Raw genomic sequence first — 15,112 nt, 5'->3', positions numbered from 1 at the left:
TGGTGCAAGAACTCAACCACAAGGGCTACCTGCAGGCAATACGCGGCAAGCAAGGCGGCCTGTTGCTGGGGCGAGCACCCGAAGACATCAATATCGGCGCCCTGGTACGCGACACCGAGCAAGACCTGGCGCTGGTGGAATGCTTCGGCAAGCAGAATAAATGCGTGATTACCGGGGCATGTCGTCTCAAACCCATGTTTGCCGAAGCCCTGGAAGCATTCTTCCGGGTATTGGATGGTTATACATTGGCGGATATGTTGACCGATGCCCAGCGCCCCCAACTACTTAGGCTTCTGGCAATCGATTGATTCCGCTTACACTTGGCAAGCCCTTCGGCGTTACAGAGCAAGGCCTGGCGGTGTTGCATCACTGATTTTCAAGGTCTTGTATAAGCCTCTTCATTTCCGCGATTTCTTCGCGCTGCGCCTTGATGATGGCGTCGGCGAGCTCACGGACGCGCGGGTCGGAGATCTGGGCGCGCTCACTGGTCAAGATGGCAATCGAATGATGGGGAATCATGGCTTTCATGTACGAGACGTCATCCACGGTCTGTTGGCTACGCACCAGCCACAGCGAACCGCCGAACACCACAATGGCACCGACCAGAATCGCAATATTCAAGCGCCGGTTGGTATACATGTTGAGCATGTAACCCAGCATGATGAAGACCATCGTAGCTCCCATGAGAAGCGCCATGTACGCGCGTGTTTCACTGAAAGTGACATGGTTCAGCTGGTAGGTGTTCAGATACATCAATCCCAACATCACCACGGTCGCCGTCGCGATCATCATGCCGAACCGGGTATACATGCTCATTCGGGTATCTCCCTTTACCTTTCTGAAGCGGAAACTGACTTTGGAGTGTAGTCAGTAATATAGCGATGTGCCTTTCTAGGAATGGCTGCCGACACGACTTCCCGCCTTTCACGCGTATCTTCCTTCCACATGGCGAATATCAAACGCTAACTTTCCGGTCATTTCCTTTCCTCTTTTCCACCGGCCATTAACGCGCCTCATCCGCCGCTCGCCGATGTGATGGCGACACCGCCCAGTGCGCAAACCAGCACCACCGCCCAGGCGGGCAGTTTCCAGACGGTGAGCAGCATGAAGCCGACCAGCGCCAGGGCGAATTCGTAAGGCCCGATAATTGCGCTGGTCCATACCGGTTGATACAGGGCCGCGCCGAGAATCCCCACCACTGCCGCATTGGCGCCGCGCATCAACGCCTGGGCAGTGGCCAACTCGCGGAAACGGTTCCAGAACGGCAGTACCGCCACCAGCAGCAGCAGCCCCGGCAAAAAGATCGCCACCAGCGCGATGAATGCTCCCCAGAGCGCCTGGGGCACGGGTGCCAGTATCGCCCCCAGGTAAGCGGCAAAGGTAAAAAGCGGCCCCGGCACTGCCTGAGCGGCGCCGTAGCCTGCCAGGAAGTCTTCGGCACTGACCCAGCCTGACTGGACCACCTCGGCCTCAAGAAGCGGCAACACCACATGCCCACCACCGAACACCAGGGCCCCGGCACGGTAGAAGGCATCGATCACCACGATTTCGGCCGTGGGCATAAGCAACGCCAGCAGCGGCAAACCGGCCAACAGCCCAAAAAACACCGCCAAGGCAACAGCCCCGGCGCGGCGTGACACTGGAAACTGCAAGGCACCGCCCGGATAGTCCAGATTGGAACGGCACAGCATCAGCCCCGCCAGGCCGCCCATCAGGATGGCGCCGACCTGGCTGAAGGGACCGTTGCCGACCACCACGATCAGCACTGCCGCCAGGGCGATGCCCGCACGCCGACGATCAGAGCAGAGGTTTTTCGCCATGCCCCAGACCGCGTGTGCCACGATAGCCACCGCCACCACTTTCAGGCCATGGATGATGCCACTGCCCAAGGGGCCGCCCATTGCCGAGGCTCCCCAGGCAAATATCACCAGCAAAAGTGCCGAAGGCAAGGTGAACGCCAGCCACGCCGCCGCGCCACCCCAAGAGCCGCCGCGCAACAGTCCCAGGGCAAAACCGACCTGACTGCTGGCCGGCCCCGGTAGAAACTGGCATAGCGCCACAAGATCGGCATAGGCTTTTTCATCCAGCCATTTTCTGCGCTCCACGAACTCGCTGCGAAAGTAACCTAGGTGAGCAATCGGACCACCGAAGGAAGTAAGACCCAGCCACAGAAATGCCTGGAACACCTCCAGCACCCTTCCCACTCGCCCAACTTCAACGGGCTGTGTCATCGCGTCGTTCCTTTTCCTTCAAGTATGGCTTTTCGGTGAATCAGAGATTTTCAATCAGTGTAATGGCTGAAAAAGTCAACGAGGTGACGACGGCATACCCTGTCATCCAGCCTTCATATCGGTGTCACCGTCATGTCATGGTCGGCGCTTAGCGTAAAAGCCTTCAGCGATGAGGACTCATCAAGATGGAGCAGCCGACATGGCCATCAAGAAGCGCGAACCGCTAAGCGAAGAGGAACTCGACTACCTGGTGCAGCTGGCCAATGGCAATGCCCTGGCTCGCCAGCGCAAACACGACCGAGAGAAAGCCTTGCGCAACAATCGCCGGGACAAGCAGGCTGATTGAATAGAGGCAAAGAGACTCACAACAGCCTCTCCGAAAACAAGGAGCGTTTATCAACGTGGTTGCCAGAGACCATGAAGATACCATCACCCGTGTAATGCAAGGTTTCCGGGTAGGCGGGCTGCGGCGCGACATGGGCAGCCACGATTTCGAAAATAAAAAAGTTATAGCTATCCACTAACGCATCGTCATGCAGGCGGCACTCGAAGCTGGCATGACACTCTTGGATAAGTGGTGCGGAAACGAGACGGGCTTTTTCCTGGGTAAGCTCGAATGTCGAGAACTTGTCGATCTCTGAGCCAGAGGTATTTCCGATACCCACCACTTTATCCGTCAGTTCCGTGGTGGGGAGATTGATCACACACTCCCGACTTTGCTTGATCATCTGATAGCTGTGATTACCTTCGGAAATCATGCAGCCCACCATGGACGGGGAAAACGCCAATATCGTATGCCAGCCCAGCGTCATTATATTGCTTTCGTCGTTGTGCTTCGATGTGATCAGGACAACCGGCCCGGGCTCCAGATAGCGACGCGCATTACTCGCTGGGAAGTGCTGCTTACCGATAGGATTGGCCATGCCAATAACCCCCTAATTTCTTTGTGAATTGGCTTTCCTTTTCTGGGTCAAAACTTGTCTCAACGCCCATGAGCGGCACCGATTTCTTACATGCTAGACGCATTTTTTAGAGAGCCGGTTCGTTGTGGGGATTTTTTTGTCTCTCCTTTAACTCGGAAAAATCTGGCACAACAGCTATAGGTGAAAGGACGCAAACGTGTATCCGCTAGCGACGCTTATCCATCAATTAGAGAGCGAGATAATCATGCAGGTACCCTTGGAAATCACCTACAACCATGTCAGCCAGAGCGATTGGATCGATGAGTACATCAAGGAGCGCGCCGAGCACCTGGATAACATGTGCGACAACCTGATCTCCTGCCGTGTGACCATCGAGCGGGAGCAACACTCCCAGCACACCGGCAACCTCTACCGTGCCCAGGTCGAGGTTTCCTTGCCGCCGAAGAAGCATCTGGTGGGCGATAAGAAGGGTGTAGTCGAAGACATGCATGTACAACTGCGTCCGATCATTCGCAAGGCTTTCGAGGCCGTAGAGAAACAACTCAAGAAGGAAACCGCGCGCAGGAGAGGGGATGTGAAACAACATGAGAACAGTTATGAGTCGCATGCGTTCGTGGTTCGGCTATTTCCCGACGAAGATTATGGCTTCATAAAATCACCCATTGATGGCCAGGAATATTACTTTCATCGCAACGCCGTGCTGCATGATGACTTCGAGCGCTTGCATCCTGGCACTCAGGTACGTTTCGAGGCCGAGATGGGCGAAAAAGGCCCCCAGGCAAGCACCGTTCAGATTATCGATAAACCCGGCGTGCGCGTTCCCGAAGAAGGAGAAGAGGCGATCGAACAGCCGGACGACTGGAAAAAGCAGTGAATCGGGGCTTGAACCAGCTATAAGAACAAGGAAGGCTGACGCCTTGCCCTGCCTTAACTGTCGATTCATTCAAAGAATCGAATCGCAGAATGCGGCAGGATTTTGTTCAAAAGCAGCTCGGTTCACCTTTGTCGATCGGCCGCCTTCGGGCGGTCGTGTGCGTTCAGAGGTCATCGTTTATTCATATCGCTGTCGTCGCAATGTCACCTCCCGGCGCAACACTGGTTGCCAATGAAACAACCGGTGAGAAACGCATGCGGATTTGTCTGGTCAGCGAAACCTGGTCGCCCGAGATCAATGGTGTTGCCCATACGCTGCGCCGTCTGAGCCATGAACTGCAACGTCGCGACATAAGCCTGCAACTGGTTCGACCCAAGCCGCGCCTGGACAAAGGCCGACCCGCTCAGGGCATGGCAGCGGAATTGCAGGTTCAGCGGTTTTCCATCCCGGGTTATCAAGAAGTCCAGCTGGGACTGACCACACCGAGTCGGCTCAAGCGCTTCTGGGGCAAGCTGCGCCCGGACGTGATTTATCTCGCCACCCAAGGTCCGCTGGGCTGGGCTGCCAGGCGGGCGGCGCGAGCCCTCGGCATTCCCCTGGTCGCCGGCTGGCATACCAATTTCGAGCATTATTGCCATGCCTACGGCGTGCCCTGGCTGGGTACCGTGACCCGTTATTACCTGCGCCATTTCCACAATGGCTGTCAATTGACCCTGGTACCGACCCATCAACAGGCCCGGGAACTTAGTCGTCAAGGTATTCAGGGCGTTCGCGTCATGGCCCGGGGGATCAATGGTGAGCGCTTTTCCCCTGCTCACCGAGACCCTGAATTGCGCAGATCCTGGGGAGTGAACGAGCATCAACCGGTGGCGCTCTACGTGGGCCGCCTGGCGGCTGAGAAAAATCTTTCGCTGCTCCAGGAAAGCTTTCGCGCCATGCGCGAGATCAGGCCGGACATGGCGCAGGTGATTGTCGGCGGCGGCCCCGGGCGGGCGCAGTTGCAAAGCGCATTGCCCGACGCTCATTTCACAGGTTTTATCGACACCGACGACCTGGCCCGGCATTACGCCAGTGCGGATATCTTTGTTTTTCCTTCGCTTTCCGAAACCTGGGGCAATGTCGTGGCCGAAGCCATGGCCAGCGGCCTGGCGGTCGTCGCCTACCGCCAGGCCGCCAGCGCAGAACTGATAGATTCCGGGCGCAACGGCATCAGCGTTACCCCCGAAGATAGCGAAGCGTTTCGCCAGGCCGCCGTAAGCCTGTGCCAACACCCCGCCGATTATGCGCGTTTCGGCCGAATGGCTCGGTTACGCGCGCTGGAGCAGAGCTGGGCCGATATTGCCGACCAGTTCCTGTCTTATCTTGACCATGCCCGGGAGGCTTATCATGCGACCCCGTACTCTTGCCCTGTTCGACCATCTTGATCTTCTGGAATGGCAATTCTGTCAGCGCGTAACCCGGCTCAGCTTATACCGGCCCTGGCGTCTCATCTTGCAGGCCGCCAGCCGCCTGGGAGACTGGCCTGTTTGGGTGCTGCTGACCTTGGCGCAACCCTGGCTGCAAGCCGACGGCAGCTGGCGTCTGGCTCAGTATGCCATCACCGCGCTGGTGGCGACGGCGCTATACCGTTTGATCAAGACCCGGCTATGCCGCGAGCGCCCCTTCATTACCTATTGTGGCGGCATTCAATGTAGCGAACCCGCCCGAGACCGCTACAGCTTCCCCAGCGGCCATACCATGCACGCGGTGATGTTCAGCATACTGGTAGCCGCGCATACACCCTGGCTCTTGCCTGTGGTGATTCCGCTCGCCCTGCTGATTGCGTTTTCGCGTGTGGGTCTCGGTTTGCATTACGTAAGCGATGTGGTTGCCGGGGCGAGCATTGGCTGCGGCTTTGCCATGTTGAGCCTGTTCGTGGCGGGGTGAGCTTCCCCGCTTGTTCATCCGATTGTCACGCCCATGACTCGGCAACGTCACATCCCCACCTCAGGCTGACAGTCGTTAACCACGTTCCGCTTAACAGGTGAGCCCCCATGCCTTTCGATACGCTATCCCAGACCCTGCCCCGCACCCTGCTCGGCACTGCGATTGCCGCCACCTTGGCGTTCAGCGCCTTGCCGACCAGTGCCGCCGATCTATCCTCACGTTTCATCGACAGCGACGGCGACATGGTCGCCGATACGCCCACGGATGAGACCCAGTGGACCGACCCCGACACCCTGGTATTCGCGTACACCCCGGTGGAAGATCCGGCGGTATACGCCGAAGTATGGGCTGGCTTTCTCGAACACATGGAAGCAGTCACCGGCAAGCGTGTGCAATTTTTCCCGGTGCAATCCAACGCCGCCCAGCTTGAAGCGATGCGTGCCGGGCGCCTGCATATCGCGGGTTTCAATACCGGTAGCGTGCCGGTCGCGGTCAACTGCGCGGGCTTCGTTCCGTTCAGCATGATGGCCGCCGAGGATGGCAGCTTCGGTTATGAAATGGAGATCATCACTTACCCGGGCAGCGGCATCCAGTCAGTGGAAGACTTGGCCGGTCGCAACCTGGCCTTTACCTCGCCCACGTCCAATTCAGGCTTTCGTGCCCCTTCGGCGTTGCTGCGCTCCCAGTATGGCCTGGAAGCCGATGAAGACTTCGAGGCCGCCTTCTCCGGCTCCCACGACAATTCCATCCTGGGCGTGGTCAACGAGGATTACGACGCCGCCGCCATCGCCAACTCGGTGGCCGCTCGCATGCTCGCTCGCGACGTCATCAAAGAAGGCGACTATGAGGTCATCTACACCTCCGACACCTTCCCCACCACCGCCTATGGCCATGTGCATAACCTTCACCCGGAGCTTACCGAAAAAGTGCATGACGCTTTTTCCAGCTTTGATTGGGAAGGCAGCGCCCTGAAAGCGGAGTTCGCCAACTCCGGTGAAGCGCAGTTCGTTCCCATCACCTATCAGCGGAACTGGGAAGTGATTCGCACCATTGCCGAGGCTAACGGCGTCACCTACGACTGCGAGTAGGGAGGAAAGACCATGCTGACCCTATCCGGCGTCTGCAAACGCTACCCCACGGGCGACCGGGCATTGAGCGACATTGAACTCAGTCTGCCGCGTGGCCAGATCACCGCCTTGATCGGGCCTTCCGGGGCTGGAAAAAGTACGCTGATTCGCTGCATCAACCGCCTGGTGGAGCCCACTTCCGGCAGCATTCGCCTGGACGATACCGAGCTGACACGGTTATCCGGTCGGGAACTGCGCCGGGCACGTCGCGCCATGGCCATGATCTTTCAGGAGTACGCTCTGGTGGACCGTCTGAGCGTCATGGAGAACGTGCTTTCCGGGCGGCTCGGGCATGTGGGTTTCTGGCGTAGCTTTCTGCGCCGCTACCCTGCCAAGGATGTGACCGAAGCCTTCCGATTGTTGGAGCGTGTGGGGCTTTCGCATGCCCTGGACAAGCGTGCCGACGCCCTTTCCGGTGGCCAGCGCCAGCGCGTGGGCATCGCCCGCGCCCTGGTGCAAAGCCCTCAATTGCTGCTGATCGATGAGCCCACGGCAAGCCTCGACCCCAAGACGTCCCGCCAGATCATGCGATTGATCCGCGAACTCTGTGCCGAACGCCGGCTTGCCGCCATCATCAACATCCATGACGTGGCCTTGGCCCGCCAGTTTGCCGACCGTGTCGTCGGGTTGCGCGCGGGTCGGATCGTTTTCGACGGTAAACCCGATGAGCTCAGCGCCGAGATACTCACTACCATCTACGGCGAAGAGGATTGGGATACCCAGGCTGACCATGAGCGCGATGCGCCTTCCAAAAGCAAGACACAATCCCACCCTGCCTTGATGTCTCCAATCTCGGCGCTTGCCGCCTTGAGCACCGGGAGCACGAGATGAACCGCGAACAACTGGCCGACCAGGCGTTCACTCGTGAGGCGCTTGCAAGCACAGGGCGCTGGCGACGCTTGCCGTTTATCGCCGACCCCAAAGTGCGCTGGGCAATGGGCATCGGTGCTGCCGTTTACCTCGCATTGGCGCTGGCCTCCATCGAGGTGAATTGGGAGCGGGTCGCCGAAGGCATGAGCCGCGCGCTCAATTTCCTGGGCGCCTTCACCCAGCCGGATTTCCTCAGCCGCCGGGACGATATCATCGATGGCATTCTCGAAAGCCTGACCATGACGTTAACATCCACGGTGATCGGCGTGGCGCTGGCGATTCCCGTCGGGCTGGGGGCCGCGCGCAACATCGCGCCACTGCCAATCTATCTGGTGTGTCGCAGCATCATCACGGTATCGCGCACCTTCCAGGAAATCATCATCGCCATTCTGTTCGTGGTGATGTTCGGTTTCGGCCCATTGGCGGGGGTGATCACTCTGGCCTTCGCCACCATCGGTTTCATGGCCAAGCTGCTGGCCGAGGATATCGAGGACCTGGACTGGCGCCAGGTGGAAGCGATTCGCGCCACCGGGGCGAGCTGGTGGCAGACCATGAACCACGCCGTTCAGCCGCAGGTCATGGCGCGCCTGATTGGGCTATCCATGTACCGCCTGGACATCAACTTCCGTGAGTCGGCAGTGATCGGCATTGTCGGGGCCGGCGGTATCGGCGCCACGCTCAATACCTCGATGAGCCGCTACGAATACGATACGTCGGCGGCGATCCTGTTGATCATCATCGCAGTCGTTTTGCTGTGCGAGTACGGTTCCAGCCATGTCCGCCGCTGGACCCAGTAACTAGCCTGGCTGGTTTAAAGGAATCCGTTTATGCCCGTTTCCATATCTCCGCAAGGTCAGCCACGCTGGCGCCTGCGTACCTCGCGTGCCCAGTGGCTCGGCTACCTGGCCTGGCTGATCGGTGCCTGCCTGTTCTTGTTGTGCTGGAAGATGATTTCCGACAACACCATGTGGGTCTTCGTGGCGGATGCCGGGCGCCAGGGAGGCGACCTGATCAGTCGTATGCTGCCTCCCGACTGGCACTATGCCCACCGTCTGTGGAAACCCATGTGGGACACCCTCAACATCGCCACCCTGGGTACGTTGCTGGGCATCGCCATGGCGTTTCCGGTGGCCTTTCTTGCTGCGCGCAACACCACGCCCCACCCACTGATACGCAGCCTGGCACTTGGGCTTATCGTTTCATCACGCTCGATCAATTCCCTGATCTGGGCCATGCTGCTGGTGACCATTCTCGGCCCGGGTGTTTTGGCAGGCATCATCGCCATCGCCCTGCGCTCCATCGGTTTCATCGGCAAGCTGCTGTATGAAGCCATCGAGGAAATTCACCCCACCCCGGTGGAAGCCATCAGTGCCACCGGCGCCAGGCGCCTGCAGGTGATGAGCTACGGCGTGCTGCCCCAGGTATTGCCTGCCTTCGCCGGCATCAGTGTGTACCGCTGGGACATCAATATTCGCGAATCCACGGTGCTGGGGCTGGTGGGCGCCGGCGGCATCGGTTTGCAGCTCAACGCCGCCATCAACAGCCTGGCCTGGAGCCAGGTCAGCGTCATCTTTCTGATGATCTTTGTCACCGTGCTAGCCTCGGAGTGGATTTCCGCCCGGGTGCGTCACGCGATTATCTAACGCCAGGCTCTGGAGTGTTACCCCCATGCATTTTGCACTGTTCGACCTCGATGACACCCTGCTGGACGGCGATTGCAGCGCGCTATGGAATACCTGGATGGTCAAGCAAGGCTGGGTTGAAGACGTGGGTTATTTCCTTTCTTCAACACGCGCCATGCAAGTCGCTTATCATGCCGGCCGACTGAAACTCGAAGAGTACCTCGCCTTGACGCTCTCTCCGCTCACCGGGCGCAGCCTCGAAGAGGTGCAAGAAGAAGTAGACCGGTTCGTCATCAGTGACGTGGTGCCGCTGGTGTTTCATCAGGCAAGGGAACGCATCGAAAGCCACCGTCAGGAAGGCGACGAACTACTGCTGATATCCGCTTCGGCGCGCCATCTGGTCGAACCGGTGGCCAGGCACCTGGGCATCGCCCATGTCATCGCGGTAGAACTTGCGATCAGCGAAGGCCGCTATACCGGAGTGACCTCGGGCCAACTTTCCTATCGAGGGGGAAAAGTCTCCCGGCTCAAGGCGTGGCTCGCCGAGCGGCGATTACATCCCCGCTCTCTCACCTTTTATTCCGATTCACGCAATGACTTGCCGCTGCTCAACCATGCCGACCGGCCAGTGGCGGTCAACCCCGACCCCGTGCTGGCTGAGGTAGCCCGTGTCGAGGGCTGGCCCCGCCTGGACTGGCGTACCCAGCCGGCCCATCCGAATACAGAAGGGTTGAACAAAATGCTGCCGCATTCTGCGATTCGATTCTCTGAATGAATCGTCAGTTAAGGCAGAGCAAGGCGTTAGCCTTGCTTGCTCTTAGTGCATGAATAGATAGTCATCCGATGGCCATCATTCGTTCTGACACCCTCACTCTTCAGGACATTAATGCCGATCAGCAGCAGGCGTTGGCAGATACGCTAAGGCTGTATCGACGGCTGGTGCGCGATCTGATGACCGTGGCCTATACCCATTGGCCGGTGGTGGGGGCTGGCAAAGGCAATGACGTCGTCAAGGTGATCGAAGGGCTTATTCATCCGACACGCCAGCGGCCGCCAGTACGCTATCCCTATTTCGCCAAACGTTACTACAAATTCCCTTCGTACCTTCGCCGCGTGGCTATTATGGATGCCGTGGGCCAAGTGCGTTCATTTGGCACGCGATTCGATCAATGGCGATGCGGTAAGCGCAAGCACTTCCACGCGAAGCCGCCACGCCTGACCACCCGCACCCATACGTTCCCCAGCCTTTACGGCAGCCAGTGCGCCAAAGTGAACGCTGAGGCCACGCATGCCTTCATTAAGGTGCGTTGGCAGAACGACTGGATCTGGAGGGGCTTTCAGCTCAAGGGCCAATGCCGCTTTCGCGGCAAGGGCCAGGCGAAATCACCGCTGCTGACCTATAACGGTCGCCACTGGCAGCTCTCGTTACCCGAACAGTTCAACCCACCGACGCCCACCAAAGGCACGCCTAATCGGGTGTTGGCGGTCGATGTCGGTATCAACACGGCGGCCACCTTGGCCGTGGTCGATGCCCAAGACACTGTCCATGCACGCGAGTTTATCTCGCACACGGATAAAGACCGTGAGTCTCGGCTCATGCAACGCATCCGTCGCGCTGCGCGCAAACACGCCCGTCACGGGTGCCGTTTGCCGGTGGGCTTTTGCCGTCAGGATCACCAGCGTTTAACTCACCTGGCTGATAACCAGGCCCATCAGGTCAGTCGACAGCTGGTGAACCTGGCGCTCAATCATGACTGCCAAGCCATGCCCGTCGAAGACCTCAAAGGCTGGCGCCCGAAAGCAGGCAAAAAGCGCACGCCGATGAAAGCGCGCTTTCACCGCTGGTTTCACCGCCAACGGGTTAATCCGTATCGACAGCAAGGCAGAAGAAGTCGGCTTAAAGCGTGTGCACGTGTATGCGCGTGGCTCGTCGCGGCAAGCGTTTGATGGCTCGGGGCCAGTGAAACGAGACGTTGCCAATTACAGTCAATGCACGTTTTCAAGCGGCAAGCGGTATCACGCCGATCTTAATGCCGCCTATAACATCACCGCCCCCGGCCATGTCTACTTCCAGGACGGTCAGCGCAAGCAGATCGCCCGTGTGAGGTCGCAGACGTCGACCCACGCACCGAGAACCCCGGCAACCCTCTCCATGCTCTGGCAACAGAGCGCGTGAGAGGGATTAGAATCCGCGATTCTATTCTGTGAATGAATCGGCGGAGGGTTCAACGCTTGTAACCAACAGGGATTAGCAACGCTTTTGCAATTCGAAACCCTACCTGAAAAGATGGCCAAGACCGTGCATTGAAATCCGTGCACTGAAATAACCGAACTCACCACGGCTGAGACAAGTGCGGTCATCGGTTTGCATGCAAATTGCATCCACATGATTTACGTCAAGTTATCCGCTTATAATAAGTTTCAAAAAGAGGATAATGAGGAAAACCCAATCCGTGCGTTTGACAGTGCTGCTAGCGTTGCAGCCAAGGGAGCCAGTATGAAAATTACAATCAAGGCACGACTGATCTTTATGATCGTCGTGATGTTGGTGTTGATGCTAGTCGTGGGGGCGCTGGGGTTCAGCGGCATGCTCTCATCCAATCGCGCCGTCGACACGATTTACCAGGAAAACATGCGAGACACTCAAAACCTGGCCCAGCTCAATGAACTGGCCAAGGATATTATCCTGGAGCTTTCCCTGTCCGCGCAGCACGAGCCGATCCTTCCCGTCAGCAGCCTGCACGATCATCCCGTACAGTTCCACATGGATAATATCGTCCAGAATCTTTCCAAGATCGATGCCACCTGGCATGAATTTTCCTCCCATGAAATGTCCCCGGAAGTCGAAGCCCTGGCCGATGAGTTCCGCGACGGCTATCGCAACCTGCTCGCACACGGCGTGGCCCCGGCAATGCCGCTCTATTCCACCGGCCAGTATGATAAAGCCAATGAAATTGCGCTTCTTCAAGGGCTCTCCGCTTATCGTGAAATGAATGCAACCTTGCATGAGTTGATCGCCCTGGAAGAGCAGGTCGCCCTGGCCGAATATGAAGGTGCCGTGGCCAACGCGGCGTTCATGCGCAACCTGATGATTGGTGCCATGGTCATCGCGGTGATACTGGGTGGTGTTCTAGGCGGGTTGTTGATCCAGCGGATTACCCGGCCGCTGATGACCGCCCGCGAGCACTTTCATAAAATGGCGGCGGGTGATCTCACCAATGAAATAGCCCACCACAGCAACGATGAAGTCGGCATGATGCTGGTGGAACTCAATGACATGCAGAGCACATTGAGCGATTTGATAGCCAATATTCAACGCTCGACGGACTCCATCTCGACCGCCTCTTCGCAGATCTCCTCGGGCAATATCGATCTGTCGCAACGTACCGAGCAACAGGCCTCCAGTCTCCAGGAAACGGCGGCCAGCATGGAGCAGGTTGCCGCCACGGTGAAGAACAACACCCAGCATACCGGGGAAGCCAACAAGCTCGCCCACAAGGCCAGCAGTTCAGCAAGCACCGGCGGCGAAAAGGTATCGCAAGCCGTCGACAAGATGCACGAACTCACCGAAAGCTCCGAGAAGATCAGCGGCATCGTATCGCTGATCGACGGCATCGCTTTCCAGACCAACATCCTGGCGCTGAATGCCTCGGTCGAAGCCGCACGTGCCGGTGAACAAGGTCGTGGGTTTGCCGTCGTGGCCAGTGAAGTGCGCAACCTGGCACAGCGCTCGGCGGAAGCCGCAAAGCAGATTCAAGCCTTGATCGTGGTCAACGATGAGGTGGTCAGGAACGGCAGTGAAATGGTCGAGGCGGTGGGCACCTCGATGCAGGAGATCGTGACCAACATCGGCAAGGTCTCAGGGCTGATGGAGGAAGTCAGTCGCGCCTCGGATGAGCAGACCTCAGCCATCGATCAGATGAGCATTGCCATCAATCAAATGGACGAAGTCACCCAGCAGAACGCAGCACTCGTCGAACAGACGGCAACGGCGTCGGCTTCCCTGGAAGATCAGTCGCGTGAGATGGCCGATATGGTGGCGTACTTCAAGGTGAAGCATGTGGCCAATCAACCTCAGCTTTCAAGGCCAGCGCCGCTGGCTCCAGAGGAAACGCCATGGCCCGACCGTACACCGGAAAAGCGTAGGCTGACCGAGTACGCTTAAGCGATACGCAAGCACGCTGAAAGGCGCTTGGAAAAGTAAACTTGGCAACGATGGCTAAGCCTGAACCGCCGCCACCTTCGGGTAGCGGCGGTTTTTTTTGCTCAGCCGCCGCGGCAGAAAGGCCATACCTGATAAAAGCGGCGGCATTGAAACTCGGCTTCACAGGCCGCCAGCTGGGCCTGATAACGCCCCGCCCGGCTGCTTACTTGACGTGCGGCACGCATCACCTGAGGTTTGCTCCGGTACGATCCCCGACGATAACCGCCCTGACCTTCATGATAGGCCAAGTAGAGATGCTCGGGATTGTTCAGGGAAACCCCCGTTTGTTGCTGGGTGCGCCGGTTATACCAGCCGATGAAATCCGTGGCATGCTTCATGTGCGTTCGCCGGGCAAAAAGCCCTCCCGCATCCGCCTCATACTCCCCCCAGACAGGGTCCTGGGCCTGGGCGTAACCGCGCGCGGACGAAGGGCGCCGCCAGGGAATGAATCCCAGCAAGCGGCTCCGGGGTGGGCGTACATGGCTGCGAAACGAAGACTCCTGCTGAATGAAAGCCATCTGGGTGGCTATCGGCGTGCCCCACGCCTTTTGGGAATCCCGTGCATAGTCATACCAGCTAGGCTGTTCGCGGAAGATTTCACAGACATTGCTCTGGTCATTGGGAGGCGCAGGCGCCAGCATCGCACAGCTGGTAGAGACGACGGCAAGGCTTGCGATAGCCAGACACCGCAGCGTAGTTTTGATTGTTTTATTCATCGTTTTGCGCGGGAAACCCGGTTGCTTTAGCGACGGGAGGGATAGCGCGTCGTGCGCAGCACGACGCGGGGTTCCCTGTCCGCGCCTCCTTTAGTGTTGAATGGTGGGTAGTGGGTGGTAGCCATAGCCATCACCGCGTTGCAGCAGGGTGCAGTGGCGCCAGGAAATCCCCTGGACCGCGCCTTGTTCGGTCTGAACATTGAAACTGCCGGTCTTGCGGATGGCCACGCGCCCCGTGTGGCTGCCGGTCTTCTTGCCGGCCGGGACAATCGCCCTGACCCTATCGCCGGTCTGAAAGCCCTTCACTTGCTTTTGGCGCATCAGGTAGCCCCGTGGGAAGCCAAACTTGTCGAGCCGGGTGCGCTGATAGCTGCCACGGCCCATGGCCTTGATGACCTGGGTGGGTACTCGCCAGCCTTTCAGGGTGTCGAACTTGCCGACACAGGCCGCATCCAGCGCATGGGTCTTGGGAATACCCAGCCGCTGACGGTTGTACTTGGTGCGACCGCCACTGCCCACGGCGACCGGCAGGCCGGTGGTTTTCAGGGAACCAATGGGATGGAGTCCTCCTCACCTAAGTCGGCGCCATGCGCCACACTGTCAAAGTGAGGTCCCCCGC

18 protein-coding genes are annotated in these 15,112 nt (G+C 58.5%); 13 read left to right on the top strand and 5 right to left on the bottom strand.

Annotated features, from left to right (window positions below):
• Window positions 1-308: RrF2 family transcriptional regulator (locus DU506_RS18900; RefSeq protein ID WP_114488422.1), on the top strand; the 308-nt coding region annotated here is incomplete at its 5' end.
• Window positions 309-366: 58 nt separating this feature from the next.
• Here the strand turns inward: DU506_RS18900 and DU506_RS18895 are convergent.
• Window positions 367-816 carry a DUF305 domain-containing protein gene (locus tag DU506_RS18895; RefSeq protein WP_114488421.1) on the bottom strand — a complete coding sequence of 150 codons (450 nt, stop codon included), beginning with the start codon at window positions 814-816 and terminating at the stop codon, window positions 367-369.
• A gap of 197 nt (window positions 817-1,013) precedes the next feature.
• Window positions 1,014-2,231 (bottom strand): chromate efflux transporter, encoded by a 1,218-nt coding sequence (gene chrA / locus DU506_RS18890; RefSeq protein WP_114488420.1) that lies wholly within the window; start codon window positions 2,229-2,231, stop codon window positions 1,014-1,016.
• A gap of 199 nt (window positions 2,232-2,430) precedes the next feature.
• On the opposite strand from chrA, the gene DU506_RS21790 reads away from it, so the two are divergent.
• Complete coding sequence (locus DU506_RS21790) at window positions 2,431-2,577, top strand: hypothetical protein (protein WP_181870824.1); 147 nt, start codon at window positions 2,431-2,433, stop codon at window positions 2,575-2,577.
• 16 nt (window positions 2,578-2,593) lie between these two features.
• On the opposite strand, the gene DU506_RS18885 is transcribed toward DU506_RS21790, so the two are convergent.
• Entirely contained in the window at window positions 2,594-3,154 is a 561-nt protein-coding gene (locus tag DU506_RS18885) for a flavin reductase family protein (RefSeq protein ID WP_114488419.1), read from the bottom strand.
• 244 nt (window positions 3,155-3,398) lie between these two features.
• Here DU506_RS18885 and DU506_RS18880 point away from each other — a divergent pair, with 244 nt between their 5' ends.
• The 11 genes from DU506_RS18880 (at window position 3,399) to DU506_RS18835 (ending at window position 13,738) form a co-directional block, all read left to right on the top strand.
• Complete coding sequence (locus DU506_RS18880) at window positions 3,399-4,028, top strand: HPF/RaiA family ribosome-associated protein (protein ID WP_114488418.1); 630 nt, start codon at window positions 3,399-3,401, stop codon at window positions 4,026-4,028.
• Window positions 4,029-4,282: 254 nt separating this feature from the next.
• A complete protein-coding gene (locus DU506_RS18875) occupies window positions 4,283-5,452 on the top strand; it encodes a glycosyltransferase family 4 protein (protein WP_114488423.1) in 1,170 nt (389 codons plus the stop codon).
• Window positions 5,415-5,954, top strand: a complete 540-nt coding sequence (locus DU506_RS18870) for a phosphatase PAP2 family protein (RefSeq protein WP_114488417.1) — start codon at window positions 5,415-5,417, stop codon at window positions 5,952-5,954. The genes DU506_RS18875 and DU506_RS18870 overlap by 38 nt, the downstream gene beginning before the upstream one ends.
• Before the next feature lie 107 nt (window positions 5,955-6,061).
• A complete protein-coding gene (phnD, locus tag DU506_RS18865) occupies window positions 6,062-7,042 on the top strand; it encodes a phosphate/phosphite/phosphonate ABC transporter substrate-binding protein (protein WP_114488416.1) in 981 nt (326 codons plus the stop codon).
• A gap of 12 nt (window positions 7,043-7,054) precedes the next feature.
• The gene (gene phnC, locus DU506_RS18860) at window positions 7,055-7,912 is read left to right on the top strand and encodes a phosphonate ABC transporter ATP-binding protein (RefSeq protein WP_114488415.1); all 858 of its coding nucleotides are present in this window, start codon (window positions 7,055-7,057) and stop codon (window positions 7,910-7,912) included.
• Window positions 7,909-8,748 (top strand): phosphonate ABC transporter, permease protein PhnE, encoded by an 840-nt coding sequence (phnE, locus tag DU506_RS18855; RefSeq protein WP_114488414.1) that lies wholly within the window; start codon window positions 7,909-7,911, stop codon window positions 8,746-8,748. Before phnC ends, phnE (DU506_RS18855) begins: the two co-directional genes overlap by 4 nt.
• A 30-nt stretch (window positions 8,749-8,778) precedes the next feature.
• Window positions 8,779-9,594, top strand: a complete 816-nt coding sequence (gene phnE, locus DU506_RS18850; protein ID WP_114488413.1) for a phosphonate ABC transporter, permease protein PhnE — start codon at window positions 8,779-8,781, stop codon at window positions 9,592-9,594.
• 25 nt (window positions 9,595-9,619) lie between these two features.
• A complete protein-coding gene (locus DU506_RS18845; RefSeq protein ID WP_114488412.1) occupies window positions 9,620-10,348 on the top strand; it encodes an HAD family hydrolase in 729 nt (242 codons plus the stop codon).
• A 68-nt stretch (window positions 10,349-10,416) separates the two neighbouring features.
• A complete protein-coding gene (locus tag DU506_RS18840; RefSeq protein WP_220254468.1) occupies window positions 10,417-11,520 on the top strand; it encodes a transposase in 1,104 nt (367 codons plus the stop codon).
• A 13-nt stretch (window positions 11,521-11,533) separates the two neighbouring features.
• Window positions 11,534-11,749: a hypothetical protein gene (locus tag DU506_RS22025; RefSeq protein WP_220254465.1), complete on the top strand. Its 216-nt coding sequence runs from the start codon at window positions 11,534-11,536 to the stop codon at window positions 11,747-11,749.
• A 321-nt stretch (window positions 11,750-12,070) separates the two neighbouring features.
• A complete protein-coding gene (locus DU506_RS18835; RefSeq protein ID WP_114488411.1) occupies window positions 12,071-13,738 on the top strand; it encodes a methyl-accepting chemotaxis protein in 1,668 nt (555 codons plus the stop codon).
• A 101-nt stretch (window positions 13,739-13,839) separates the two neighbouring features.
• Here the strand turns inward: DU506_RS18835 and DU506_RS18830 are convergent, their stop codons facing one another.
• Both DU506_RS18830 and DU506_RS18825 read right to left on the bottom strand, forming a co-directional pair.
• A complete protein-coding gene (locus tag DU506_RS18830; RefSeq protein ID WP_114488410.1) occupies window positions 13,840-14,493 on the bottom strand; it encodes a transglycosylase SLT domain-containing protein in 654 nt (217 codons plus the stop codon).
• Window positions 14,494-14,583: 90 nt separating this feature from the next.
• Entirely contained in the window at window positions 14,584-15,012 is a 429-nt protein-coding gene (locus DU506_RS18825) for a hypothetical protein (protein ID WP_235825791.1), read from the bottom strand.
• Window positions 15,013-15,112 lie beyond the last annotated feature (100 nt).

Source organism: Vreelandella rituensis, assembly GCF_003336665.1.
In the GTDB taxonomy this organism is placed as follows: domain Bacteria; phylum Pseudomonadota; class Gammaproteobacteria; order Pseudomonadales; family Halomonadaceae; genus Vreelandella; species Vreelandella rituensis.
This window is presented reverse-complemented; position numbering and strand designations above follow the sequence as displayed.

Coding starts and splice junctions, on each gene's coding strand:
- phnC (WP_114488415.1), top strand. CDS start 7,055: ATGCTGACCCTATCCGGCGTCTGCAAACGCTACCCCACGGGCGACCGG.
- DU506_RS18870 (WP_114488417.1), top strand. CDS start 5,415: ATGCGACCCCGTACTCTTGCCCTGTTCGACCATCTTGATCTTCTGGAA.
- DU506_RS18835 (WP_114488411.1), top strand. CDS start 12,071: ATGAAAATTACAATCAAGGCACGACTGATCTTTATGATCGTCGTGATG.
- DU506_RS18875 (WP_114488423.1), top strand. CDS start 4,283: ATGCGGATTTGTCTGGTCAGCGAAACCTGGTCGCCCGAGATCAATGGT.
- DU506_RS18885 (WP_114488419.1), bottom strand. CDS start 3,154: ATGGCCAATCCTATCGGTAAGCAGCACTTCCCAGCGAGTAATGCGCGT.
- phnE (WP_114488414.1), top strand. CDS start 7,909: ATGAACCGCGAACAACTGGCCGACCAGGCGTTCACTCGTGAGGCGCTT.
- DU506_RS18845 (WP_114488412.1), top strand. CDS start 9,620: ATGCATTTTGCACTGTTCGACCTCGATGACACCCTGCTGGACGGCGAT.
- DU506_RS18895 (WP_114488421.1), bottom strand. CDS start 816: ATGAGCATGTATACCCGGTTCGGCATGATGATCGCGACGGCGACCGTG.
- chrA (WP_114488420.1), bottom strand. CDS start 2,231: ATGACACAGCCCGTTGAAGTTGGGCGAGTGGGAAGGGTGCTGGAGGTG.
- DU506_RS18880 (WP_114488418.1), top strand. CDS start 3,399: ATGCAGGTACCCTTGGAAATCACCTACAACCATGTCAGCCAGAGCGAT.
- phnE (WP_114488413.1), top strand. CDS start 8,779: ATGCCCGTTTCCATATCTCCGCAAGGTCAGCCACGCTGGCGCCTGCGT.
- phnD (WP_114488416.1), top strand. CDS start 6,062: ATGCCTTTCGATACGCTATCCCAGACCCTGCCCCGCACCCTGCTCGGC.
- DU506_RS21790 (WP_181870824.1), top strand. CDS start 2,431: ATGGCCATCAAGAAGCGCGAACCGCTAAGCGAAGAGGAACTCGACTAC.
- DU506_RS18830 (WP_114488410.1), bottom strand. CDS start 14,493: ATGAATAAAACAATCAAAACTACGCTGCGGTGTCTGGCTATCGCAAGC.
- DU506_RS18840 (WP_220254468.1), top strand. CDS start 10,417: ATGGCCATCATTCGTTCTGACACCCTCACTCTTCAGGACATTAATGCC.